This is a genomic window from Sinosporangium album (assembly GCF_900100605.1).
GTDB lineage: Bacteria > Actinomycetota > Actinomycetes > Streptosporangiales > Streptosporangiaceae > Sinosporangium > Sinosporangium album.
The window spans coordinates 12,410-35,261 of sequence record NZ_FNCN01000044.1 but is presented as its reverse complement, the minus strand read 5'-3'; the positions used below and the strand labels follow the sequence as shown (position 1 = coordinate 35,261).

Here is a 22,852-nt window from a genome sequence, read left to right as displayed (position 1 = left end):
CGCGCCTAGTACGGCTTGCGCCGCCCCCCAGTGGCGCAAGCCGTACTAGCGCTGGTCTTCCACAAAGGCGTGTCGGCCGGCGTAGAAGCCGGCGACGATCATCACCGTGACGTCGATCAGCAGGACGACGAACGGCAGGTCCCATCCGCCGGTGAACTCGTAGAGGATGCCGACGACGAGGGGGCCGATGCCGGCGATGAGGTAGCCGACGCTCTGGGCGAAGGCCGACAGGGCTGCGGTGGCGTGAGCGGTGCGGGTGCGCAGCGCGAGCAGCGTGAGGGCCAGCGGGAACGAGCCCATGGCGACGCCGAGGAGGATCACCCAGAGCCAGGCGGCGTCGGGGGCGAGCCACAGGCCGGGAAAGCCGATCAGGTAGAGGGCGCCGCACGCCGCCACAAGGCCGCGCTGGTGCAGGAGGCGTGAGGCGAGCGGGGGGACGATGAGGGCGACGGGAATGCCGAGCCCGGTGAAGACGGCGAGCATCAGACCGGATTGGCCGGAGCTGTAGCCGCCGTCGATGAGGATCTGGGGAAGCCATCCGAACAGCGCGTAGGCGATGAGCGACTGGGTGCCGAAGTAGACGGCGACCGCCCAGGCGAGGGGGTTGCGGACCAGGGCCCCGATGGCCACGGCTTCGCCGTTGCCGCGCCGGTCGCGGTCGTCGCGGAGCATCGCGAACCACGGCACCGCGGCGATCGCGGCGAGGGTGGCCCAGATGCCGATGCCCAGCCGCCAGTTTCCGCCGCCGAGGTCTTGGATGGGCACCGTGAACGCGGCCGCGATCATCGTGCCCACGGCGAGCGCGGTCGAGTAGACCGTCATCATGGGGCCCGCGCGGTGCAGGAAGTGCTGCTTGACCAGGGCGGGCACCAGCACGTTGCCGATGGCGCTACCGGCGAGGGCGAGCGTGCTCGCGCCGAGGAACAGCCAGGCCGAGTCGGCGACCGCGCGGATCAGCAGGCCGGTGCCCATGGCGAGGATCGCCGCCAGGAACAGCGTGTGTTGGCCCACTCGTCGGCTGACAGCGGGGGTGAAAACGCCGAATACGGCGAAGCAGAGGACGGGGAGGGTCGTCAGCAGGCCCAACGTGGCGCCGGACATGTGGAGTTCTGTGCCGATGCGGTCGAGCACGGGGCCGATGCTGGTGACTGCGGTCCGGAGGTTGAGTGCGGCGAGCACAATGCCCACGACGACAAGCCAGGCGGGAGACCCCTTACGGGTCCCGCTCGGCGTGTGCGCCACTGCGGTCATGGTCAACCCGACCCTCCCCAATCATGGAATCATAGGATGTTTAACTCGACTACCATAGCAATCCTTCCCAGACCACACACACCTACCTACGCGAATGCCATAGCCAGAACAATCCCACCGCTGGCAGGACAAGCGGGATGAACATGTATCCGCCGCCGAAGTTCGACCAAACAGTCTGGTCGGGGAACGAATCCGGCACCAGCCTGCTCACCAGCCCGACGACCAGTACGCCCACCATCTCGATGCCGCAGGCCACCAGAGCCGTACGGTGCGCCGAACGCGCAAGCGCGACCGTGGCCACGACGTACACCACCGCTGCGAAGGCCGAGAGCAGGTAGGCGACTGGAGCCTCGGCGAACCGCGTGGCGATCTGCACCCCCGCCCGCGCGCCGGCGGCGAGGGCGAAAACGCCGTAGATCGCGACGAGTACCCGGCCCGGGCCCGTGCCGAGGGACGCGCGCGTGGCGGTCACGCGGCCCCCTGCCAGATCTGCAGCAGCCGTCCGGTCATGGCCGCCACCGTGAACGCGCCCACCACGATCACACCCGACCCCCACCGGCTGCGCTCGGCCAGACCGAGGAAGGCCGCTCCCGGGGGGATGATGACGATGGTCGCGAGATAACCGATCAGAGTGACCTTGTCGGCCGGCCCCTCCCCGCCGATCAGTCCGACCACGACCAGCGCGGTCTGGATGAGGATCACGAGCTCGACGACACCAAGACCGACGAGGACGAAGCTCCCCATCGCACGATCGCGAATCGTGTTGATCAAGCTGACAAGCGCGAGAACCACCGCGCCGGTGATCACGATCGCGGCCAGCGCACCGTTCATCGGCCGTTACCGCGCGGGGAGTGGAACATGCACGTCAGGCTACCGCCCTGGCACGCCGCCTCCTGCCTCAGTATGGCCACGCATCGACCATCGGCCGGCCGGTGTGCCAGGTGCAGTAGACCGCCGTGCCGTGCCCTTCCCCGTCCACCAGGTCCACCCTGATCCAGAACTCCACACTGACGATCTGGGACTTGAACCCCGCCTTGGGCGAAGCCGAGATGAAGCTGCACTTGTCGTTCGCCATGTCGAAGGCGACCTCCCCGCCCTTGGCGGTGACGACCTTGACCTGGCTCCCGTCCGACCGCACCGGCAGGGAGGAGGGCACACCAGCGGGTGTTCCGCTGGGGTCCGGTGAGCCGTAGGGAAGGGCTTTCACCGTGGTGTCAGGGGACAAGACCCGCTCCGACGGCTTGCCGCTCGGCTCGGGACGGCGAGGGGGCGAGGGAGTAGAGGGAGTGGAAGGAGTGGAGGCCGTAGGGGTGTGCGGCGTAAGCCCGCGAGGTGGTTTGGGTGACTTGGGGGGTGTGGTGGATGGAGTGGCCGATGGCTGGACGGTGGGGGGCGGGGAGGTGTCCGCCAGGGCGGACTCCATATATACGTCGTCGAAGGACTCGGCCTTCAAGACGTCCCGGACACCGAACCAGGCTACGGAAACCGCCAGTGCGGTGGCACCGCACCAGATCGCACCATAACCCAGCGCTCTCCGCATGCTTGAATTATGGAGTATTGCCCCAGAAGTCGCTTCCGTTACTACGGTTATGTGACATGGCGACGGTGCTCGTGGTGGAGGACGATGACTTCGTCCGCTCAGCCATGATTCAAGAACTCAAACGGCGACACCACGCGGTGCGGAGTGCTGGGTGCGCCCTCGACGCACTGCGGGAGATCTCGCAACAGCCCCCCGACGCGGTCATCCTCGACCTCGGCCTCCCCGACCTGGACGGAGCCGAGGCGCTGAAGATGGTCCGAGGCATCTCCGACGTACCTGTGATCATCGCGACGGCACGCGACGACGAGGCCGAGATCGTCCGGCTGCTTCAAGCAGGAGCGGACGACTATCTGGTCAAACCGTTCTCCGGAGACCACCTCAACGCCCGGCTTGAGGCCGTACTCCGCCGTTCACGGGCGGTCGCGCCTCCCCGCGTGGTGCGCGTGGGCGGGCTCAACCTGGACATGGACCGCAGGGAGGCACAACTGGACGACGCCCCCCTCGCCCTGACCCGGCGGGAGTTCGACCTCCTGGCCTACCTCGCGGCCAGGGCCGACCGGGTCGTGTCCAAGCGTGAGCTGCTGGCCGAAGTGTGGCGACAGTCGTACGGCGACGACCAGACCATCGACGTGCACCTCTCCTGGTTGCGCCGCAAACTGGGTGAGAGTGCCTCCGCCCCCCGATACCTCCACACCGTGCGCGGTGTCGGAGTGATGCTCGCGACCCCGCGGTGAGGCGCACACTGGTCCTGCTGGCGGTGGCGATCACCTCCATGGTGACGCTCGCCTTCCTGATACCGCTCGCGCTGGTCGTCAGGGAGACGGCGTACGGCCGTGCCGTGGCCGAGGCCGAGCGGCAGTCCTCGGCGCTGGTCCCGGTGCTCGCCATCACGTGGCAGCCCGAGAACCTCATGTTCGCCATCAACCGCAGCGAGTCCGCCGCGGGCGGGCAGATCGCCGTACACCTGCCGGACGGCACCAGCCTCGGGCAGCCGCACGCCCCGGAGGAGGAGGTGGCCGCCGCCTTCGAACAGGCCAAGTCGATCGAGCTGGAGACCGACGACGACTACATCCTGCTGCGCCCGGCGACCTTCGACCGCAACCGGATGGCGGTCATCGAAGTGCGTCTTCCGGCCTCGGAGCTGACCCGCGGCGTCGCAAGCTCATGGGCCGTGCTGACCGGGGTGGCGACCGTACTGGTCCTCGGCTCGGTCTTCGTCGGCGACCGGCTCGGCGCGCGGGTCGTGCTCGCCTCTCAGCGGCTCAGCCAGGCAGCCACCCAGCTCGGCTCCGGTGACCTCAGCGTCCGCATCCGGCCCGCGGGACCGCACGAGCTGGTAGCCGTCGGTCTGGCCTTCAACCAGATGGCCGACCGGGTCAACCAGTTGCTCTCTGCCGAACGCGAGATGGCCGCCGACCTCTCCCACCGGCTGCGCACCCCCCTCACCGCGCTCCGCCTCACCCTCGACCACCTCGGCCCCGCGGCCGAACAGAGCATCGCGGCGCTCGGCCGCCTGGAGCACGAAGTCGACATGATCATCTCCGCGGCCCGGCGCCCGTCCCGAACCATGGGCTTCGAACACTGCGACGCGGCCGAGGCCCTCCGGGAGCGCATGGCCTTCTGGTCGGCGCTGGCCGAGGACCAGCACCGGCCGTGGGAACTGATCGGCGCGACGGGGAGCGTGCGCGCGCCCGTTCCCGCCACCGACCTGAGCGCCGTCGTGGACGCCCTGCTCGGCAACGTCTTCCGGCACACCGCCGAAGGCACGGCCTTCACCATCACCCTCCACGAGGGCTCGGACGTGATCGGCATCCTGGTGGCCGACGCCGGCCCGGGTATCCCCGACCCCGAGACCGCCCTCGAACGCGGCGCCAGCGGGTCGGGCTCCACCGGACTCGGCCTCGACATCGCACGCCGCCTCGCCGAGTCCTCCGGCGGGACGCTGCGCATCGGCACCTCGTCGCTGGGCGGCGCCCAGGTCCAACTATGGCTGCGGACCCGCAAGCAGCTCCTCCCTCCGGAGGAACGCCGCCTCGTACGGCGAAAGCGAGGCTGACCTGGGCGCACGCCAGGTTCAGCGGCCCTCCGTACACCTCCCCCGAAAGTGGATCATGGTGAAGTGGCACATAAATAGAGCTTAAGTGCGACTAAAACAGGTGATCTCAGGTTTTCTGACCCGGCAGAGTAAGCGCCATGGGAATCGCCTCATCTCCCCGTCGAAGAGCCATGGCCGCCGCTGCCGTCGCCGTGCCGTCCGTGCAGGCGATGACGCTGGTGCCGAGCTCGGCGTATGCCCACGGCACGATGAACAACCCGCCGAGCAGAACGTGGGTCTGCTTCAACGAAGGCCCTGAGCACCCCAAGACCGCCGCGTGCAAGCAGGCGGTCGCGATCGAAGGAACCCTCTGCGGCGGAGACGCGGTCAAGAGCATCAGCTCCCGCGCCTTCAACCCCCAGCGCGTGAACGCGCCCAGCGCGACGGCCCCGAACTGGTACCCCACCTTCAACGCCGTCCGCAAAGGCACCCACACCGTCACCGTCACATGTGCCGGTGGAGGGCTTGCCCGCACAGTGCTCACCGTGAGCTGAGCCCCCTGAGCCGAGAGGGCCGGGCGTCCGAGTCGCCCGGTCCTCTCACCTTTTCCAGCGAGCCGCACCAGGCGCCCTTCGCAACCTGCCGATGCCCGGACGGCATCCGCCCTTCCACGCAGTGCCGTTCATAACCGTCCCGCGTTCGCCAGCGGCCTAGCCGTATACCCGCACCGGTCAGCTGACGCCCTGGACGAGGTTGTCCATCAAGGTCTCGGCGCCAAAGCCGGCGAGCCCCCAAAACAGGGCACCTTCCACCCCAACCCACACAAGGCAAGCACCCCAAAACAGGGCACCTTCCACCCCAACCCGAACCAACGAGCAACCACAACCAAGGGGCACCTTCCACCCCAACCCACACAAGGCAAGCACCCCAAAACAGGGCACCTTCCCCCCAGCCCGAACCAACGAGCAACCACAACCAAGGGGGTGCGGGTGGCGAAGCCCCCGCAAAGCGAGCGAAGCGAGCACAACACGACGAGGGCGACGCGGCCAGCGCATCCTGCGCGGCACACGTCGCCCTCGACCCGAGTGGAGCTATGGGGATTCGAACCCCAGACCTCCTCCATGCCATGGAGGCGCGCTACCAACTGCGCCATAGCCCCTTGTCGCCGCTCGGAGTGTTCTCTTTACGGCGCTCGCAGAGCATATAGCGACCTTGAGGGGTTCGCATAATCGGTGTTGGTGTCGTGTTCGTCCTGGCTTAACCGGCGGGTTCGTCTTGGCGTGACCGGCAGCGGGAGGCGGGTGTTGCTGCTTTCGCGGTTTCGGCCGGGCCGACTGTGCCACACAAAGCCATACAAAGCCCCAGGAAGCCACACAAAGCCCCCCAAGGTCCACAGGGTCCCGTAAAGCCCTCAGGAACCAGCCAGGGAACCCATGAGACAAAGGGGGGCGAGCCGCCCTTCTAGGCGGCTCGCCGAGGGGTGGTCAGTGGGCGACTTCGGGGGCGTCGTCGCTGCGGACGGGCTCAGGCAGAGTGCCCGCGTTGTGTTCGAGGAGCCGCCAGCCCTTGCGGCCCTGTTCGATGACCGACCACGAGCAGTTCGACAGTCCGCCCAACGCGTGCCACAGCTCCTCGGGGAGGCCGAGGAGACGGGCGAGTCCGAGCCGGATCGCCGCGCCGTGGGAGGCGACGACGAGAAGGCCGTCCTCGTCGATCTTCTCCGCCCATCGGGTGATGGACGTGGCGACGCGGTCGGCGACCGCGGCCATGGGCTCGCCGTCGGGCGCCTCCCAGTTTTCGAACTGTTCCGGCCACCGCTGAGCGATCTCGGGCCGGGTCAGCCCCTCCCAGGCTCCGCCGCCGCGTTCGCGCAGCTCGGGGTCGACGGAGACGCCGAGGCCGGTGACACGACCGAGAGCCGACGCCGTGTGGTGGGCTCTCTGAAGGTCCGACGAGACGATCATGCTGGGGTTGAGCGAGGCGAGCAGGGAGGCGGCTCGGGCCGCCTGCCGTACGCCTGTCTCGTCCAACGGGATGTCAGAGTGGCCTTGGAAACGCTGTTCGACGTTCCACAGCGTACGGCCGTGGCGCCAGCAGACGACCCTGCGGCTCATGAGGTCTCCCTGGGGCCGCAGGTGGTGATCACGTGTGCGCGTGCCGGAGCGCCGCGCCGTGTGCGGCGCTCAGTCACCTGCCGTCCCGCGCCTGGCCCGCTGGGTCGCGGCCTGGGTGACGGCGTCCGGCAGGGAGATGGAGGGGCAGTCCTTCCACAGGCGTTCGAGCGCGTAGAACGTGCGATCGTCCTCGTGTTGCACGTGAACCACGATGTCGATGTAGTCGAGGAGGACCCAGCGGCCTTCCCTCTCGCCTTCGCGGCGGACGGGTTTGGCGTCGGCCTCGATGCGCAGGCGGTCTTCGATCTCGTCGACGATGGCCCGCACCTGGCGGTCGTTGGCGGCGGAGCAGAGCAGGAAGGCGTCGGTGATGACGAGCTGATCGCTCACGTCATAGGCGAGAATGTCATCGGCCAGCTTGTCGGCGGCGGCCTCGGCCGCGACCTGGATGAGCTGGACGGCTCTTTCTGATGCGGTCACGGTGTGAGTTTGTCCTCCAGTGTTCGGCACCTGTCAGGTCTGAGCCTGCCCGTTGTGGCCGGAGTTTAGTGATGACCTAGGCAAGACACTACCGGCAGCGGCCGGCATCGGCAGGCACCATTCCTCTGGTCCCCTGGCCCGCGTGACCGACCCGCACAACGTCAACAACCCCCCATGCCCTCGGATTCCCTGGGACGGTAGAGTCCGCGCTTGTTGATGTACTGCACGATGCCGTCGGGAACGAGATACCAGATCGGTTCTCCCGCGCCCACCCGTGCGCGGCACTCCGACGAGGAGATCGCCAACGCGGGGATCTCGATCAGGCTGACCTTGCCCTCGGGCAGTCCGGGGTCGTGGAGCACGTGTCCGGGCCGGGTGCAGCCGACGAAGTGGGCGATCTTAAAGAGTTCATCCACATCGCGCCAAGTCAGGATGTGGGCCAGGGCGTCGGCGCCCGTGATGAAGTAGATCTCGGTCTCGTGGCCGTAGATCTGTGACACGTCGCGCAGAGTGTCGATGGTGAAGGTCGGCCCCGGCCTGTCGATGTCCACCCTGCTGACGGAGAACCGCGGGTTCGACGCGGTCGCTATCACGGTCATGAGGTATCGGTCTTCGGGGGCGGACACCGCCTGCTCCGCCTTCTGCCAGGGCCTGCCGGTGGGCACGAACACCACTTCGTCGAGCTGGAAGTGGTGTGCGACCTCGCTCGCGGCCACGAGATGTCCGTGGTGGATGGGGTCGAAAGTCCCACCCATCACGCCCAGTCGCCGCTTTCCCCCGCGGGTCACCGCGTTCATCATGAGATGGACCATACGGCCAGCTCGCAGCTCACTTCACAGCCGGGGTCCACAGCACGGTCAAGGACCGCGCGCGACTCCCAGGACGGACGTAGCATGCCGGGCATGACGACCACCCCGGATCGCACCCGAGTCCCGCTGCCCGGCATCAGCTCTCGTGCGTACGAACATCCCGCTGACCGGTCCGCGCTGGTCGCGATGCGTTCGCTCAGCGGGTTCGACACCGTGCTCAAGCAGATGTCCGGCTTGATCAGCGAGCGACGCCTCAGACTCATCCGCCTGGCCTCGGCGGTGCGCACCGGCGACACGCAGTTCCGCGCGCTGCACGACATGGGCCGCGACAGCGCCTACATCCTCGATCTTCCGAGGGCGCCGGAGATCTACGTCCAGCAGGACCCCAAAGCCAACGCGATGGCCATCGGGTTCGACGACCCGTTCATCGTGATCACCACGGGTCTGCTGGATCTGCTCGACGAGGAGGAACTGCGCTTCGTCGTCGGCCACGAGACCGCCCACATCCTGTCGGGCCACGCGGTCTACCGCACGATGCTGCTGATCCTCACCCGTCTGGCCTCCCGGGTCGCCTGGATTCCGCTGGGCTACATCGGCCTGCGGGCGATCGTGGCCGGGCTTGAGGAGTGGTTCCGCAAGTCCGAGCTGTCCGCCGACCGCGGTGGGCTGCTGTGCGGCCAGGACCCTGACGCCGCGCTTCGCGCGCTCATGAAGCTCGCGGGCGGCTCCCGGCTCCACGAGATGAACGTCGAGGCGTTCCTCGACCAGGCCCGCGAGTACGACACCGCCGGCGACCTCCGCGACGGTGTGCTCAAGGTCCTCAACCTGCTCGGCACGACCCACCCGTTCGCCGTGGTCCGGGTCGCCGAGCTCGACAAGTGGCGGCGCTCAGGCGCGTACGACGTCGTCCTCGCCGGCGACTACCCGCGCCGCGCCGACGATGCCCACGCCAAGATCACCGAGGAGGTCAAGGCCGCGGCCGACTCCTACCGCGAGTCCTGGTCGCAGTCCCAGGACCCGTTCATCGGGGTCCTGCGCGATGTGGCCGAGGGCGCGGTCAACGCCGGCGAACGGATCTTCAACAGGTTCGCCCGTAGGGACAACTGAGGGCGACCGATGCGAGTGGGCGACCCGATCGCGCCGACGGGTCGCCATCCGCCCCTGGAGCGAGCAGCTCTCAGAGCAGAAGCGCCACAACGCGCACTGCAACCGCACAGACAGCAACAAATCCCCCCAGTACGGCAAGAGCCCGGAGCCCCTCCTTACGGAGTTCGGGCAACTGGGGGCTGACCCGCTCAAGCTCACGGCCGATGGTGGCGCCGAAGACGACGCCGAACACCACCCCGGCGATGGTGACGGGCACCGGGTTTCCCGTCCACCAGGCGGAGTCGAGCAAGGTGCCCGAGATGGCCCAGAGGGTGCCGCCCGCCGCGACGGCCGCCGGCACACCGGGCCAGGCGATCGTGGCGACGAGAGCCCCGGCCAGCGAGGCGGGAAAGCACACGATGCGCAGCGCGGCCCGCACCCTCGCGGATCTTCGTTTCCGCACCATCCAGTGGCCCATCCAGACGGCCCTGGTGATCACGCCGAAGGCGGCGGTGACGGCGAAGGTCGCGAGCGGCCAGACGACCATCGCCACCACACAGGGGACGGCCATGACGGCCAGGGTGGCCAGTGTCGCGTTCCCGGCCGGAAGTGCCCCCACGGGAGAGGCCACCGACTCCTCCTCGGCGCCGCGGCGCCTGCCCGACCGGGAAGCGGCTCCCCCGACGGCCCGTGAACGTCTCTTGGCGGGCTTGCCGGGATTGCCGGGCTGTGCCGTACTCGTTGGGCGCTGCGCGGGTTTGGGTCTACGCCCCCTCGGCGCCTCGACCGCGCGGGCCAGCCTGGCGAGGCGGTCGGCCAGGATGGCGGCGGTGGGCCGCTTGACGGGCTCCCTGTTGAGCGCCGCCCGGAGCAGGGGGAGCAGGGACGCCGGCACGCCGTCGAGGTCGGCTTTGCCGTTCACAACGGCGTACATCTGGGCCTCGACCGTGCCCCCGCCGAAGGTGGGCCGCCCGGTGGCGGCGAAGGCGACGGTGGCCGCCCAGGCGTGCACGTCGGCCGGTTCCGCCACGGATTCGTCGGCGAAGAGCTCCGGCGCGGAGTAGCCGGGGGTGCCGAGGAAGGTGCCCGTCATGGTGAGCCGGGTCGCATCCACGACCTGGGCGATGCCGAAGTCGATGAGAACCGGCCCCTCGGCCCCGATCAGCACGTTGGCCGGTTTCAGATCCCGGTGTACGACTCCGGCGGCGTGCACGATCGCGAGGGCGGTCGCGATGCCGTGGGCCAGCGCCACGAGCTCGGGGCCTTCGATCGGCCCGCGCTTTTTGACGGCGTCGAGAAGGGTGTCGCCCTTGATGTGCTCCATGACCAGATAGGGGCGGTCACCGTCGAGATCGGCGTCGAGCACACACGCCACATAAGGGCTTTCGACCCTGCGCAGTGCGGTGACCTCACGCCGGAGCCTTAATCGCGCGTCGGGGTCGTCGTCGAGCGGATCGCGCAGCATCTTGAGCGCCACTCGATCGCCCCGCTTGCCCTGGGCGAGGTAGACCTCGCCCATGCCGCCTCGGCCAAGGCGCTCCAGCAGCGTATAGGGCCCGACCCGGCCGAGCTTGCTCACGCTCCCCCTTGCCAGGTGCCTTGCGGTGCCAGGCGCACCCGTTGGGCACACAACCCTAGCGGGCAAGCACCCCCGGCACCGGACGGCACGCCGTAGGGAATTGAGTTATCTTGTCCCGGATCCCGAGTCGTGGGCGGCTGACGTCCCCTGATTCTCCTCAGGCCCGGAGGACGGCGGCCTGTCGATCGGCTGCGTGTCCCCCGGCCGCACCGCCGTCGGCGGGGTGTACGGCACAGCCGCCTCCTCCGCCCGGCGACGCTCGGCCCTGCGGCCGAAGATCAGATGGTCGAGGCTGAAGCGTCCGCCGCCGGCCGCAGCCAGCAGCAGCGCCCCCACCCCGAGTGTGGCGACCAGTTCGAAGCCCTGCTCGGAGACGAAGATCCCATGGCGTCCATGGACGAAGAGGAACGCACCCAGCATGACCACGAACAGCAGCAGCCCCGCGAGCGGGGTGAACAGCCCGAGGATCAACAGGACGCCCGCCACCACTTCGACGATCATCGCGAAGCCGGCCGAGAACCCGGGCAGCGGAATGCCCGACGCCTGGAACATCTGCGACACGGCGCCATAGCCCTTGGACACCTTCTGCCAGCCGTGGGCGACCATGATGACGCCGATCGCGACGCGCGCGATCAGGGCGGCGACGTCGTAGAACGTCCGTCTCATCGCCGGCCTCACGACCCGCGCGAGGCGTCGGCGAACAGGGTGTCGAGCTCAGCGCGGGGGGCGGCCGACAGGTCGTGCCGCCCCCGGCGCCGCCAGCGCAGGTGTCCGTGACGCTCCAGCCAGAGCATCAGCCGGTCGGCCCCGAACAGCACTGCGGCGACCGAGAGGAAGATGACCGTAATCTCCATGCCACCCAGTGAAACCCGGTGCGCCATGGCCACGCTGCGTAGCCGATGGGAACAGGGAGTAATATTCCCCTCTATCTTGCGCCAGGTATGGCTCAGCTTCCCGCCGGCGCGATCACTGTGCCGGTAGATGTCCGCAAATGCCCCTCGCCGGTGTAGACCCACTTCGTTGAGGTCAGCTCGGGAAGTCCCATCGGCCCCCGGGCGTGAAGCTTCTGCGTGGAGATGCCGATCTCCGCCCCGAAGCCGAACTCCCCGCCGTCGGTGAACCGCGTCGAGGCGTTGACCGCCACGGCGGCCGAATCCACGAGCGCGACGAAACGCCGGGCGGCACCCTGCGAGCGGGTGACGATCGCGTCGGTGTGGCCCGAGCCGTACGCCCGGATGTGCGCCACCGCCTCGTCCAGCGAGTCGACCACGGCGGCGGCGATGTCCAGCGAGACGTATTCGGTGCGGTAGTCCTCCTCGTCGGCGGGCACCACCGCGTCGGAGAGGGCGGCCACGCGCGCGTCGCCGTGCACGGTCACGCCCGCCTCCGCCAGCGCCGCGAGCGCCCGCGGCAAGAACGCGTCGGCCACCGAGGCGTGCACCAGCAGGGTCTCGGCCGCGTTGCACACCGAGGGACGCTGCACCTTGGCGTTGAGCAGGATGTGCAGGGCCATGTCGAGGTCGGCGTCGGCGTCGACGTAGACGTGGCAGTTGCCGACCCCCGTCTCGATCACCGGCACCGTCGACTCCTCGACCACCGACTGGATCAGCGACGCGCCGCCCCGCGGGATGAGCACGTCCACGAGCCCGCGCGCCTTCAGGAGATGCTTGACCGAGTCGCGGGTGATCCCCGGCACGAGCTGTACGGCTCCCGCCGGCACCTGCGTGTCCGCCAGCGCGTCGCGCATCACCCGGACGAGCGCCGTGTTGGACTCGAACGCGCTGGACGAGCCGCGCAGCAGCACCGCGTTGCCGCTCTTGAGGCAGAGCGCCGCGCCGTCCACGGTGACGTTGGGGCGGCCCTCGTAGATGATGCCGACAACCCCCAGGGGCACCCTGAGCTGACGCAGCTCCAGGCCGTTCGGCAGGGTGCCGCCCCGGACCACCTCACCCACCGGGTCGGGCAGCTCGGCCACCTCGCGCACAGCGGCCGCGATCGCGCGGACCCTGTCCTCGTTGAGGCTCAGCCGGTCGATCATGGTCTCGGGGGTGCCGTTCTCCCGGGCCCGGTCGACGTCGAGCGCGTTGGCCGCGATGATCTCGGCGGACCGCTCGACGAGGGCGTCCGCGACCATCCGGAGGGCGGCGTCCTTGGGGGCGCGCGGGAGCGGGCCGAGCAGCGCGGCGGCGTCGCGCGCCTCCCTGGCGACCTTCAGAAAGTCATCGGCTTCAGACATGGCCCCGCTCCTCGGTGCTCCCCGCCGCCGGACGGGCGGCGGGGACGGTCAGACGGTCAATGATGTGACTCAAGTATGACGATGTCGTCTCTGTGGATCAGCTCCCGCTCGTATTCCGGACCGAGGGCGCTGGCGAGCTCCCGCGTGGACCGGCCGAGCAGCTCGGGGATCTCCCCCGCGTCGAAGTTGACGAGCCCCCTCGCGACGACGGCGCCGACCGGCGCGCAGAGGTCGACGGGGTCGCCCGCCGCGAACTCGCCCTCCACCGCGGTCACACCCGCGGGCAGCAGCGACTTGCGCCGTGTCACGACAGCGTCCACGGCCCCGTCGTCCAGGTGCAGCCGCCCCCGCCCGGTGGTGGCGTGGGCGAGCCAGAGCAGCCTCGTGCCGGGGTGGCGGCCACCGGGGTGGAAGTAGGTGCCGATGTCGGCTCCGGCGAGCGCCTGGGCGGCGTGGGCCGCCCCCGTCAGCACCACGGGGACGCCTGCCCCGGTGGCGATGCGCGCCGCCTGCACCTTGGTGATCATGCCTCCGGTGCCCACCGCGCCGGACCTGCCGAGCTCCACCCCGACGAGATCGTCGGAGCCGCGGATCTCGGCGAGCCGCCGCGACTCGGGCTTGCGCGGGTCGCCGCTGTAGAGCGCGTCGACGTCGGACAGCAGAACCAGGGCGTCCGCGTGCGTCAGATGGGCCACCAGGGCGGCCAGCCGGTCGTTGTCGCCGAACCGGATCTCGTCGGTCGCCACCGTGTCGTTCTCGTTGACGACCGGCACGATGCCGAGCTCCAGCAGGCGCGTGAGAGTGCGCTGGGCGTTCCTGTGGTGGGAGCGGCGCATCATGTCGTCGGCGGTGAGCAGCACCTGTCCGACGCGCAGCCCGTAGCGTGCGAACGAGGAGGTGTATCTCGCGACCAGCACCCCCTGCCCCACCGACGCGGCCGCCTGCTGCGTGGCGAGGTCGCGGGGCCGCGCCGCCAGGCCGAGCGGACCGAGCCCGGCCGCGATCGCCCCCGAGGAGACCAGCACGATCTGCGTGCCGGTACGGCGGCGCGCGGCCAGCACGTCGACCAAGGCGTCGACGCGATCGACGTCGATCACTCCGTTCGGCGTCGTCAACGACGACGAGCCGACCTTGACGACGAGGCGTGACGCCGTACGGACACGGTCCCGGGGTGTCACCTGCGTCATCCGATCCTGTTGTCCGTCCCGCGCGGCCCGACGCGGTGGGCCTCGGCGTTGAGGGTGGGGGCCCAGTCGAAGAGGTAGCCGCCGTCCATCGGGCCGATGACCACCTCGGCGCCGGCCGTCGCCCCGGCCTTGGTCAGGGCCTCCTCGACGCCCAGCCGTTCGAGGCGGTCGGCGAGATAGCCCACGGCCTCGTCGTTGCTGAAGTCGGTCTGCCTGATCCAGCGCTCGGGCTTCTCGCCGGTCACCTGGAAGCTGTTCTCACCCGTACGGCGCACCTCGAAGTCCGCCGCGCCGAGCTGCTTGGGCCGGATCACGAGCCGGGTCGGCTCCTCGACCGGGGCGGTCTCGCGGTGGGCGGCCACCATGGCGCCCATCGCGAAGGACAGCTCGCGCAGGCCCTCGTGGCTGGCGGCCGAGATCGTGAAGACCCGCATGCCGCGCTCCTCCAGCATGGGGGTGACCAGCTCGGCCAGCTCGCGGGCGTCGGGGACATCGGCCTTGTTGAGCACGACCAGCCGCGGGCGCTCGGAAAAGTCGCCATATGCCGCGAGCTCCGACTCGATCACCTCGACGTCGCTGACGGGGTCGCGGCCCGGCTCCAGCGTCGCGCAGTCGAGCACGTGGACGATCGTGGAGCACCGCTCGACGTGGCGGAGGAACTCGTGGCCGAGGCCCTTGCCCTCGGAGGCGCCGGGGATGAGGCCGGGCACGTCGGCCACCGTGAAGACGGTGTCACCGGCGGTCACCACCCCGAGATTGGGGATGAGGGTGGTGAACGGGTAGTCGGCGATCTTGGGCCGGGCCGCGCTCAGCGCCGCGACCAGGGAGGATTTCCCGGCGTTGGGGAAGCCGACGAGCGCCACGTCGGCGACGGTCTTCAGTTCGAGGACCACGTCGAGCGCGTGGCCCGGCTCGCCCAGCAGCGCGAACCCGGGGGCCTTGCGCCGGGTGGAGGCGAGCGCGGCGTTGCCGAGCCCGCCGTGGCCGCCCTCGGCCACGACATAGCGGGTGCCGACCCCGACGAGGTCGACGAGCACCTCTCCGGTGTGGGCGTCCTTCACCACCGTGCCGTTGGGGACGGACAGCACGATGTCGGCGCCGCCTGCGCCGTCGCGGTTGCCGCCCTGCCCCTGCTTGCCGTTGTCGGCCTTGCGGTGCGGACGCCGGTGGTAGTCGAGCAGCGTGGACGTGCTCGGATCGACCTCCAGGATCACGTCGCCGCCGCGGCCACCGTTGCCGCCGTCGGGCCCCCCGAGCGGTTTGAACTTCTCCCGGTGGACGGACGCGCAGCCGTGACCGCCGTCACCGGCCTTGATGTGCAAGACCACTTGATCGACGAAGTCCGCCACCAGGTCCCCCTCTCATAGACGAACAGGGGTGGATCGCCGTCGGCGATCCACCCCTGTCGAAGAACGTCTCTCGGCGCGAACGCGGTCCTAGTTGGACACGGTCTCCGCGACGGGAACGATGCTCACCGCGCGACGACCGCGCTTGCGGCCGAACTCGACGTGGCCTGCAGCGAGCGCGAACAGCGTGTCGTCTCCACCGCGGCCGACGTTGTCGCCCGGGTGGAAGTGCGTGCCGCGCTGGCGGACGATGATCTCGCCGGCCTTGACGAGCTGACCACCGAACCGCTTGACACCAAGGCGCTGAGCGTTGGAGTCACGGCCGTTCCGGGTGGACGATGCGCCCTTTTTGTGTGCCATCTCAAAAACTCCCGATCAGGCCTGGTTGATGCCGGTGATCTTCACCTGGGTGTAACGCTGACGGTGACCCTGGCGCTTCTTGTAACCGGTCTTGTTCTTGTACTTGAGAATGCGGATCTTGGGGCCCTTGGTCTCACCGAGAATCTCGGCGGTGACCGAGAACCGGCCGGCCTCCGTGGTCACGTCGCCACCGTCGACGACGAGCAACGTGGGCAGCGAAACCGAGGAACCGACCTCGCCGGCGACCCTGTCCACCTCAAGGACGTCACCGACGGAGACCTTCTGCTGCCTGCCGCCGCAACGAACGATCGCGTACACCGCGGAACCCTTCTTCTGCCTTTGTGCTCGCTGGATGCTGCGCCCCGCATCCGGCTGCTGTCTCATTCAAGAACCGACGAACCGGGCAGACGCGCGAACGGGCACGCCACCAGACGCACCGATTGACCAGGGTACCGGATTACGGATGCCCAGGCGAACCGGACGGATCATCGGCTGTCAGCCCTAATCGACCGACTTAGCTCGGCGGGAGCGTCGCCGCCCCCTGCCTGAGATCTGTTCGGCCCGGGAGTCCTCATCTGAGACATCGCCGAGCGCGCCTGTCACGGTATCACGTCCACCCTGGTCGGTCGCCGCGGACACCTTTTCCGAGACCGCCTTCTCGACGGCCATCTTGCCCTGGGTGCCCCGAGGCTCCGGCTTGCCCTCGACCGGCTCGGTCGACAGGATCAGGCCGCGCCCGTTGCAGCACTCACAGGCCGTCGAGAACGCCTCAAGCAGCCCCTGGCCGACCCGCTTGCGGGTCATCTGCACGAGCCCCAGCGAGGTGACCTCCGCCACCTGGTGCTTGGTCCGGTCGCGCGCCAGGCATTCCAGGAGCCTGCGCAGCACGAGGTCCCGGTTGCTCTCCAGCACCATGTCGATGAAGTCGATCACGATGATGCCGCCGATGTCGCGCAACCTGAGCTGGCGGACGATCTCCTCGGCCGCCTCCAGGTTGTTGCGCGTCACCGTCTCCTCGAGGTTTCCGCCCTGGCCGGTGAACTTGCCGGTGTTGACGTCCACCACGGTCATGGCCTCGGTACGGTCGATGACCAGCGAACCGCCACTCGGCAGCCACACCTTGCGCTCCAGCGCCTTGGCGATCTGCTCGTCCACGCGGTAAGCGGCGAAGACGTCTCCGTCGTCCTCCCACCGCGTCAGGCGATCGGCCAGATGCGGAGCGACATAGCGCACATACTCATCCACCGTCGCCCACGCCTCGGAGCCTTGGACCACCAGCGAGGAGAAGTCCTCGTTGAAGACGTCCCGGACCACCCGAACGGTCAGGTCCGGCTCGGAGTAGAGCAGCTCGGGCGGACTCGCCGACCTGGTCTTGCGCTGGATGTTCTCCCACTGCGCTGACAGGCGCGCCACGTCGCGGCTGAGCTCCTCCTCCGAGGCGCCCTCGGCGGCCGTGCGCACGATCACACCGGCGTTCTCCGGCATGACCTTGCGCAGGATGCTCTTGAGCCGCGTGCGCTCCTTGTCGGGCAGCTTGCGGCTGATACCGGTCATCGAGCCGTCGGGCACGTAGACCAGGTAGCGGCCCGGCAGGCTGATCTGACTGGTCAGACGCGCACCCTTGTGCCCCATCGGATCCTTGGTGACCTGCACCAGCACCGACTGCCCCGACTTCAGAGCCGACTCGATGCGCTTGGGCTGGCCCTCCAGGCCCGCTGTGTCGAAGTTCACCTCACCGGCGTAGAGCACGGCGTTGCGGCCCTTGCCGATGTCGATGAAGGCCGCCTCCATGGAGGGCAGCACGTTCTGCACCTTGCCCAGGTAGACGTTGCCCACATACGACTGGCTCGACTCGCGGTCGACGTAGTGCTCGACGAGCACGCCGTCCTCAAGGACGGCGATCTGGGTGCGTCCGCCGTACCTCCGCACGACCATGACGCGCTCGACCGACTCGCGGCGGGCCAGGAACTCCGACTCCGTGATGATCGGCGGGCGCCTGCGGCCCAGCTCGCGGCCTTCGCGGCGGCGCTGCTTCTTGGCCTCCAGGCGCGTCGAGCCCCGCACGCTCTGCACCTCGTCCACCGAGGTGACACGGCCCACGCGGGGAGCGCGGATGCGCACGACGGTGTTCGGCGGATCGTCGGCGGCCGGTTCGAGACCGTCGTCGCCGCCCCTGCGGCGGCGGCGCCTGCGGCGGCGCGAACCCACGGCCTCCTGCTCGGACTCATCGGTCTCGTCCTCGCCCTCGGCCTCTTCGGCCTCGCCCGCGGAAGCCTCCTGAGCCGCGACCGGCTCGGACTCCTCGTCGAGCTCGTCCTCGGCGGCCTCGTCGCGGTCACGTGCGCGCCCGCGGCCACGGCCGCCCCTGCGGCGGCGGCGGCGACGGCTACCGTATTCCTCGCCCTCGCCGTCGGCCTCGTGGTCGTCCTCGTCGAGTTCCTCGGCCGCCTCCGGCTCGGGCTCGCGCAGGACCACCTGCGGACGCTCCTCCCGGGCGGGGCGCGACGGCTCGGCGCGGAACGGGTCCGGCGGCTGGAACAACGGTGTGAACACCGACGACGACGCCTGGAACAGCGGCGCGGGCGCCGCGAGGCTCTCACTCGCCGCGAAACCGAACGGGTCGGACAGCAGCCTCGGCCGCTCGGTAAGATCGCTGTCGAGCTCGTCGTCCTCGTCGAGGTCCTCGCCGGGCGACTCGCCGTCGAGCGGCTCGTCCCTGAGCTCGTCGATCTCCTCGGCCGACGGCGGGGCGACGGCCTCCTCGGGCTCCTGCTCGCTGGAGCGTTCCTCGGCCGTCCTGCGCCGCGTCCGGCGGCGCGCCGTCGGCTTGTCCAGCTGCTCCGGCGCCTCGGGCGGTGCCGCGGCGCCGCTCTCGCCCGCCTCGTCCACGGCGGCGGCCGGTTCCGGCGGGGTCGGCGCGGCCTCCTCCGCTGCGGCCTTGGTCGTCCTGGTGGTGCGGGTCGTCCGCGTGGCGCGCGTCGAACGCGTCGAACGCGCGGGGGTGGTCACCGCGACCGTCTCGGCGGCCTCCACCGACGCCTCCGGCGTGCCGACGCCCTCCCCGACCTCGGCCTCACGTCCGGTTTCAAGCGACGCGCCGGCGTCTGGTACGGCGGGAGCCCCCTCAGGCACGGCGACCGCGCCCTCGGCCGGCTCGCCGGCGAGGGCGGGCTCAGGCTCGGGCTCGGTCTTCTTGGCGCGGCTGCGCCGAGCGGTGGTCGTGGCCGTCGAGGTCGTGGCCCGGCGGCGGGTGGTCTTCTTGGGCTTCTCCTCCGGCTGGACGTCGGCCTCCCCGCCGACGACATGGCCGGTGTCTCCCGCGCCGACTCCCGCGTCGCCCCCGGCCGCGCCGACCGGTGCGGTCACCGTGTCGGACGCCGTATCGGGCCTCACGTCGGCCGCGGGGGTGGTCTTCTCGTCCGTGGTCTCGTCCAGCGCCGCCGAGCCGGCGGCGCGGGTCGAACGGGTCGAACGGGTCACACGGGTGGTGGCGGCCCTGACGTAGCTCCCGGCTGAGCCCGCCGTGCGCGTGGCCGGGGGCACCGCGGCCGTCGCGCCCTCCTCAGGGGGAGGTCCGGCCGGGCGGCTGGCGGCACCGCGTCTAGGCGATGTCGCGACCTTGCCGGTGGCCCCTCCCTGCTTGACCGATGTGGCGATCTGTGTCTGTTCTGTGTCCCCGCCGGAACCTTCTGCCCCGGCGATGGGCTCGTTGTCGAGCATGCGGGCGCTCTCCCGTCAGCTCCCGGGCGCGTCGCCGCGCCGCGCAGGAGCCATCGTCTCTCTCATTGTCCGCCCGCCCCTCGATCGGAGGTCACGGGCGCCAAGTCCTATAGGTCGCCGCCGACGCGCTCGCCCACCGGCACCGCTTCGCCGCCGCGCTTCGTGTCGCGGTCAAGGTCGAACGGGTCGCTGGGTTCCCCGGTGTCCGCGTCCAGCGGCCCCTGCGCCAGCCTGGTCACCTCGGGGGGCGACGGCGGCGCGAAGTCGGCTAGAAGACGCAGACCAGTGAGAACGTCGTCGGGTCGAACGGCAGGAGTCACGTGCCGTACAACCATGCGAAGTATGACACACGGTTGAGTCGGCGTCTGACCTGCTGCTCTCCCATCTGTCCCCTCGGACACCACCAACCCCAGCACCGCCTCACGGGCGTCGAAGCGGCGCATGCCCTTCTTGGTCATGCGCTCGACCTCGACCCGCTCGGCGGCGAGGAAGCATCTGACCGCCTCGGAGACGGTCTCGACGGGTGTCCCGGGCAACCGCAGCTCCCAGGACGATCCTTCCAGCCTGTCGGCCAGACTTCCCTGTCTCGCCTCAACGACGTCGACGACGTCGAGACCGTGGGGCAACGAGGCGTCGAGCGCGTCCCGGAGCCGGTCCGGCTCGCAGGGGCGCGTCACACCGATCTCCAGGTATTCGGCTTCGCTGGCGACACCTGTAGGCGCTGCTCCGGCATAAGAGATCTTGGGGTGTGGGGAGAAGCCCGCGCTGTATGCCACCGGGATGCCTGCGCGCCGAACAGCGCGTTCGACGGCTCGCGAGATGTCACGGTGACTGGTGAAACGCAGGCGGCCGCGCTTGGCATAGCGCACACGAAGGCGCTGCGCCACCGGCGCGGGCGGGGGCCCGTCGGGAACAGGTTTCGTCAGTGCTGTTTCCTTCCCATGTGGCGCGGACCCATCCCCATGCGGTGCGGTCGAAGATCGCCAAGCCCATCAGGAGGGATCACGCTCAAGTATGTCGTCGTCACTTCAGGATAAGGCCGCTCCGGAGCCGACTCCTCCCAGGCGGCATCGCATATCTTTCAAACCCCGCCGTATCAACGGGCCTCTCGCACCGGCCGACCTGCCAACCCCGCCGTCGCCACGGGATATGCGCGGGCACCGCCCGCCACGTGCGAGAGCTTTCGTTAGACAACCGTGAGCGGAAGCAACTTCTTCCCGGTGGGTCCGATCTGAATCTCGGTGCCCATCGTGGGGCACACCCCGCAGTCGTAGCACGGAGTCCACCGGCAGTCCTCGACCTCGCCGCCCACCTCGGCGTTCTGCGCCTCCTGCCAGTCCTGCCAGAGCCACTCGCGGTCGAGCCCCGCGTCGAGGTGATCCCACGGAAGGACCTCGTTCTCCTCCCGCTCACGCGTCGTATACCAGTCGACGTCGACCCCGGCGGCCTCGGCGCCTTTCATCCAGCGCTCGTAGGAGAAGTGCTCGCTCCAGCCGTCGAAACGGCCGCCCTCCTCCCACACGGCCTTGATCACGCGGCCCACCCTGCGGTCGCCGCGGGACAGCAACCCCTCCACGATCGAAGGCTTGCCGTCGTGGTAGCGGTAGCCGATGGCTCTGCCGTATTCCTTGTCCTTGCGCAGCGCGTCGCGCAGGGCGCGCAGCCGGTTGTCCACCGTCTCGTGGTCGCACTGGGCGGCCCACTGGAACGGCGTGTGCGGCTTGGGCACGAACCCGCCGATGGACACCGTGCAGCGGATGTCCCGCGACCCGGTGATCTCGCGGCCCGCCTTGATGACCTTCTTGGCGAGATCGGCGATGCCGAGCACGTCCTCATCGGTCTCGGTGGGGAGACCGCACATGAAGTAGAGCTTCACCTGCCGCCAGCCCTGGCCGTAGGCGGTGGTGACGGTGCGGATGAGGTCTTCCTCGGTGACCATCTTGTTGATCACCTTGCGCATGCGCTCGGATCCGCCCTCGGGGGCGAACGTGAGGCCCGACCTGCGGCCGCCCCGGGAGAACTCGTTGGCGAGGTCGATGTTGAAGGCGTCGACCCGGGTGGAGGGCAGCGACAGGCTGACGTTGCTGCCCTCGTAGTTGTCGGCCAGGCCCTTGGCCACGTCGGCGATCTCGGAGTGGTCGGCGCTCGACAGCGACAGCAGGCCCACCTCGTTGAAACCGGACTCCCTGACCCCGGTCTCGACCATGGCGCCGATCGTGGTGATCGAACGCTCGCGCACCGGCCGCGTGATCATGCCGGCCTGGCAGAAGCGGCAGCCGCGCGTGCAGCCGCGGAAGATCTCCACGCTGAAACGCTCGTGGACGGTCTCAGCCAGCGGCACCAGCGGCTTCTTCGGATAGGGCCACTCGTCGAGGTCCATCACCGTGTGCTTGTGGATGCGCCAGGGCACGCCAGCGCGGTTGGGCGCGACCCGCTGGATGCGGCCGTCGGCGTGGTAGTCGACGTCGTAGAACCTCGGCACGTAGACCCCGCCGGACTCGGCCAGCCGCATGAGCAGCTCGTCACGCCCGCCCGGGCTGCCCTCGCCCTTCCACTCCCGGATGACCTCGCTGATCGCGATGGCGATCTGCTCGCCGTCGCCGAGCACGGCCGCGTCGAGGAAGTCGGCGATCGGCTCGGGGTTGAAGGCGGCGTGGCCGCCGGCCAGCACGATGGGGTCGTCGTCGGTGCGGTCGGCCGCCTCAAGCGGGATGCCCGCGAGGCTGAGGGCGGTCAGCAGGTTCGTGTATCCGAGCTCGGTGCTGAAGGACACGCCGAACACGTCGAACGCCCGCACCGGCCGGTGCGCGTCGACGGTGAACTGCGGCACGCCGTGCTCACGCATGAGCGCCTCAAGGTCGGGCCAGACCGCGTAGGTGCGCTCGGCCAGCGTCTCGGGCAGCTCGTTGAGGATCTCGTAGAGGATCTGCACGCCCTGGTTGGGCAGCCCCACCTCGTAGGCGTCGGGATACATCAGCGCCCAGCGGACAACCGCCTCGTCCCACTCCTTGACGGTCGAGTTCAGCTCACCCCCGACATACTGGATCGGCTTCTGCACTCTGGGCAGGAGCGGTTCCAGGCGGGGAAAGACAGACTCGACAGACATGGG

The 22,852-nt window shown here is 69.6% G+C and carries 22 protein-coding genes and 1 tRNA gene; 4 read left to right on the top strand and 19 right to left on the bottom strand.

Going from position 1 to position 22,852, the window contains the following annotated elements:
• Positions 1 to 45 precede the first annotated feature (45 nt).
• The 4 genes from BLQ73_RS28005 to BLQ73_RS27990 form a co-directional block, all read right to left on the bottom strand.
• Positions 46 to 1,251 carry a CynX/NimT family MFS transporter gene (locus BLQ73_RS28005; protein ID WP_093175242.1) on the bottom strand — a complete coding sequence of 402 codons (1,206 nt, stop codon included), beginning with the start codon at positions 1,249 to 1,251 and terminating at the stop codon, positions 46 to 48.
• A gap of 82 nt (positions 1,252 to 1,333) precedes the next feature.
• Positions 1,334 to 1,723 carry a hypothetical protein gene (locus BLQ73_RS28000; protein WP_093175214.1) on the bottom strand — a complete coding sequence of 130 codons (390 nt, stop codon included), beginning with the start codon at positions 1,721 to 1,723 and terminating at the stop codon, positions 1,334 to 1,336.
• Positions 1,720 to 2,082, bottom strand: coding sequence for a hypothetical protein (locus BLQ73_RS27995; protein WP_093175212.1), 363 nt, complete (start codon positions 2,080 to 2,082; stop codon positions 1,720 to 1,722). Before BLQ73_RS27995 ends, BLQ73_RS28000 begins: the two co-directional genes overlap by 4 nt.
• Positions 2,083 to 2,149: 67 nt before the next feature.
• Complete coding sequence (locus BLQ73_RS27990) at positions 2,150 to 2,476, bottom strand: hypothetical protein (RefSeq protein ID WP_143020479.1); 327 nt, start codon at positions 2,474 to 2,476, stop codon at positions 2,150 to 2,152.
• 371 nt (positions 2,477 to 2,847) lie between these two features.
• Between BLQ73_RS27990 and BLQ73_RS27985 the strand changes: the two genes are divergently transcribed.
• The 3 genes from BLQ73_RS27985 to BLQ73_RS27975 all read left to right on the top strand — a co-directional run bounded on the left by BLQ73_RS27985 (position 2,848) and on the right by BLQ73_RS27975 (position 5,380).
• Positions 2,848 to 3,525, top strand: coding sequence for a response regulator transcription factor (locus BLQ73_RS27985; protein ID WP_093175207.1), 678 nt, complete (start codon positions 2,848 to 2,850; stop codon positions 3,523 to 3,525).
• Positions 3,522 to 4,847 carry an ATP-binding protein gene (locus BLQ73_RS27980; protein WP_093175205.1) on the top strand — a complete coding sequence of 442 codons (1,326 nt, stop codon included), beginning with the start codon at positions 3,522 to 3,524 and terminating at the stop codon, positions 4,845 to 4,847. The genes BLQ73_RS27985 and BLQ73_RS27980 overlap by 4 nt, the downstream gene beginning before the upstream one ends.
• Before the next feature lie 137 nt (positions 4,848 to 4,984).
• Complete coding sequence (locus tag BLQ73_RS27975; protein WP_143020478.1) at positions 4,985 to 5,380, top strand: lytic polysaccharide monooxygenase; 396 nt, start codon at positions 4,985 to 4,987, stop codon at positions 5,378 to 5,380.
• Between the two features lie 532 nt (positions 5,381 to 5,912).
• On the opposite strand, the gene BLQ73_RS27970 is transcribed toward BLQ73_RS27975, so the two are convergent.
• The 4 genes from BLQ73_RS27970 to nadD all read right to left on the bottom strand — a co-directional run bounded on the left by BLQ73_RS27970 (position 5,913) and on the right by nadD (position 8,220).
• Positions 5,913 to 5,985 (bottom strand) — tRNA-Ala (locus tag BLQ73_RS27970).
• A 325-nt stretch (positions 5,986 to 6,310) separates the two neighbouring features.
• Positions 6,311 to 6,940: a histidine phosphatase family protein gene (locus tag BLQ73_RS27965; protein WP_093175201.1), complete on the bottom strand. Its 630-nt coding sequence runs from the start codon at positions 6,938 to 6,940 to the stop codon at positions 6,311 to 6,313.
• A 69-nt stretch (positions 6,941 to 7,009) separates the two neighbouring features.
• Positions 7,010 to 7,420: a ribosome silencing factor gene (gene rsfS, locus BLQ73_RS27960; RefSeq protein WP_093175198.1), complete on the bottom strand. Its 411-nt coding sequence runs from the start codon at positions 7,418 to 7,420 to the stop codon at positions 7,010 to 7,012.
• A gap of 161 nt (positions 7,421 to 7,581) precedes the next feature.
• Complete coding sequence (nadD, locus tag BLQ73_RS27955) at positions 7,582 to 8,220, bottom strand: nicotinate-nucleotide adenylyltransferase (RefSeq protein ID WP_176955728.1); 639 nt, start codon at positions 8,218 to 8,220, stop codon at positions 7,582 to 7,584.
• A gap of 93 nt (positions 8,221 to 8,313) precedes the next feature.
• Here nadD and BLQ73_RS27950 point away from each other — a divergent pair, with 93 nt between their 5' ends.
• Positions 8,314 to 9,336 carry a M48 family metallopeptidase gene (locus BLQ73_RS27950; protein ID WP_176955727.1) on the top strand — a complete coding sequence of 341 codons (1,023 nt, stop codon included), beginning with the start codon at positions 8,314 to 8,316 and terminating at the stop codon, positions 9,334 to 9,336.
• A gap of 70 nt (positions 9,337 to 9,406) precedes the next feature.
• Here BLQ73_RS27950 and BLQ73_RS27945 read toward each other — a convergent pair whose 3' ends face one another.
• From BLQ73_RS27945 to BLQ73_RS27895, 11 genes are all read right to left on the bottom strand, one after another.
• Entirely contained in the window at positions 9,407 to 10,894 is a 1,488-nt protein-coding gene (locus BLQ73_RS27945; RefSeq protein WP_093175196.1) for a serine/threonine-protein kinase, read from the bottom strand.
• 105 nt (positions 10,895 to 10,999) lie between these two features.
• Entirely contained in the window at positions 11,000 to 11,560 is a 561-nt protein-coding gene (locus tag BLQ73_RS27940; RefSeq protein WP_093175193.1) for a DoxX family protein, read from the bottom strand.
• Positions 11,561 to 11,568: 8 nt separating this feature from the next.
• On the bottom strand, positions 11,569 to 11,748 hold the full coding sequence (locus tag BLQ73_RS27935; protein WP_093175190.1) for a hypothetical protein: 180 nt from the start codon (positions 11,746 to 11,748) through the stop codon (positions 11,569 to 11,571).
• A gap of 92 nt (positions 11,749 to 11,840) precedes the next feature.
• Positions 11,841 to 13,130 carry a glutamate-5-semialdehyde dehydrogenase gene (locus BLQ73_RS27930; protein ID WP_093175188.1) on the bottom strand — a complete coding sequence of 430 codons (1,290 nt, stop codon included), beginning with the start codon at positions 13,128 to 13,130 and terminating at the stop codon, positions 11,841 to 11,843.
• Between the two features lie 56 nt (positions 13,131 to 13,186).
• A complete protein-coding gene (proB, locus tag BLQ73_RS27925; RefSeq protein WP_093175185.1) occupies positions 13,187 to 14,317 on the bottom strand; it encodes a glutamate 5-kinase in 1,131 nt (376 codons plus the stop codon).
• Positions 14,314 to 15,666 carry a GTPase ObgE gene (gene obgE / locus BLQ73_RS27920; protein WP_093175183.1) on the bottom strand — a complete coding sequence of 451 codons (1,353 nt, stop codon included), beginning with the start codon at positions 15,664 to 15,666 and terminating at the stop codon, positions 14,314 to 14,316. The genes proB and obgE overlap by 4 nt, the downstream gene beginning before the upstream one ends.
• An 87-nt stretch (positions 15,667 to 15,753) precedes the next feature.
• Positions 15,754 to 16,023 carry a 50S ribosomal protein L27 gene (rpmA, locus tag BLQ73_RS27915; protein WP_093175180.1) on the bottom strand — a complete coding sequence of 90 codons (270 nt, stop codon included), beginning with the start codon at positions 16,021 to 16,023 and terminating at the stop codon, positions 15,754 to 15,756.
• A gap of 15 nt (positions 16,024 to 16,038) precedes the next feature.
• A complete protein-coding gene (gene rplU / locus BLQ73_RS27910) occupies positions 16,039 to 16,341 on the bottom strand; it encodes a 50S ribosomal protein L21 (protein ID WP_093175178.1) in 303 nt (100 codons plus the stop codon).
• Between the two features lie 183 nt (positions 16,342 to 16,524).
• Positions 16,525 to 19,743 (bottom strand): ribonuclease E/G, encoded by a 3,219-nt coding sequence (locus BLQ73_RS27905; RefSeq protein WP_338056664.1) that lies wholly within the window; start codon positions 19,741 to 19,743, stop codon positions 16,525 to 16,527.
• Between the two features lie 107 nt (positions 19,744 to 19,850).
• Positions 19,851 to 20,630: a TIGR03936 family radical SAM-associated protein gene (locus BLQ73_RS27900; RefSeq protein WP_093175175.1), complete on the bottom strand. Its 780-nt coding sequence runs from the start codon at positions 20,628 to 20,630 to the stop codon at positions 19,851 to 19,853.
• Positions 20,631 to 20,929: 299 nt separating this feature from the next.
• A complete protein-coding gene (locus BLQ73_RS27895) occupies positions 20,930 to 22,849 on the bottom strand; it encodes a TIGR03960 family B12-binding radical SAM protein (RefSeq protein ID WP_093175173.1) in 1,920 nt (639 codons plus the stop codon).
• Between the last annotated feature and the right edge of the window lie 3 nt (positions 22,850 to 22,852).

Excerpts from the sequence above, each read along its gene's own strand:
- BLQ73_RS28005 (WP_093175242.1), bottom strand. The coding sequence starts at position 1,251 with ATGACCGCAGTGGCGCACACGCCGAGCGGGACCCGTAAGGGGTCTCCC.
- BLQ73_RS27995 (WP_093175212.1), bottom strand. The coding sequence starts at position 2,082 with ATGAACGGTGCGCTGGCCGCGATCGTGATCACCGGCGCGGTGGTTCTC.
- BLQ73_RS27985 (WP_093175207.1), top strand. The coding sequence starts at position 2,848 with ATGGCGACGGTGCTCGTGGTGGAGGACGATGACTTCGTCCGCTCAGCC.
- BLQ73_RS27975 (WP_143020478.1), top strand. The coding sequence starts at position 4,985 with ATGGGAATCGCCTCATCTCCCCGTCGAAGAGCCATGGCCGCCGCTGCC.
- BLQ73_RS27965 (WP_093175201.1), bottom strand. The coding sequence starts at position 6,940 with ATGAGCCGCAGGGTCGTCTGCTGGCGCCACGGCCGTACGCTGTGGAAC.
- nadD (WP_176955728.1), bottom strand. The coding sequence starts at position 8,220 with ATGATGAACGCGGTGACCCGCGGGGGAAAGCGGCGACTGGGCGTGATG.
- BLQ73_RS27950 (WP_176955727.1), top strand. The coding sequence starts at position 8,314 with ATGCCGGGCATGACGACCACCCCGGATCGCACCCGAGTCCCGCTGCCC.
- BLQ73_RS27940 (WP_093175193.1), bottom strand. The coding sequence starts at position 11,560 with ATGAGACGGACGTTCTACGACGTCGCCGCCCTGATCGCGCGCGTCGCG.
- BLQ73_RS27935 (WP_093175190.1), bottom strand. The coding sequence starts at position 11,748 with ATGGAGATTACGGTCATCTTCCTCTCGGTCGCCGCAGTGCTGTTCGGG.
- BLQ73_RS27930 (WP_093175188.1), bottom strand. The coding sequence starts at position 13,130 with ATGTCTGAAGCCGATGACTTTCTGAAGGTCGCCAGGGAGGCGCGCGAC.
- proB (WP_093175185.1), bottom strand. The coding sequence starts at position 14,317 with ATGACGCAGGTGACACCCCGGGACCGTGTCCGTACGGCGTCACGCCTC.
- rpmA (WP_093175180.1), bottom strand. The coding sequence starts at position 16,023 with ATGGCACACAAAAAGGGCGCATCGTCCACCCGGAACGGCCGTGACTCC.
- BLQ73_RS27905 (WP_338056664.1), bottom strand. The coding sequence starts at position 19,743 with ATGCTCGACAACGAGCCCATCGCCGGGGCAGAAGGTTCCGGCGGGGAC.
- BLQ73_RS27895 (WP_093175173.1), bottom strand. The coding sequence starts at position 22,849 with ATGTCTGTCGAGTCTGTCTTTCCCCGCCTGGAACCGCTCCTGCCCAGA.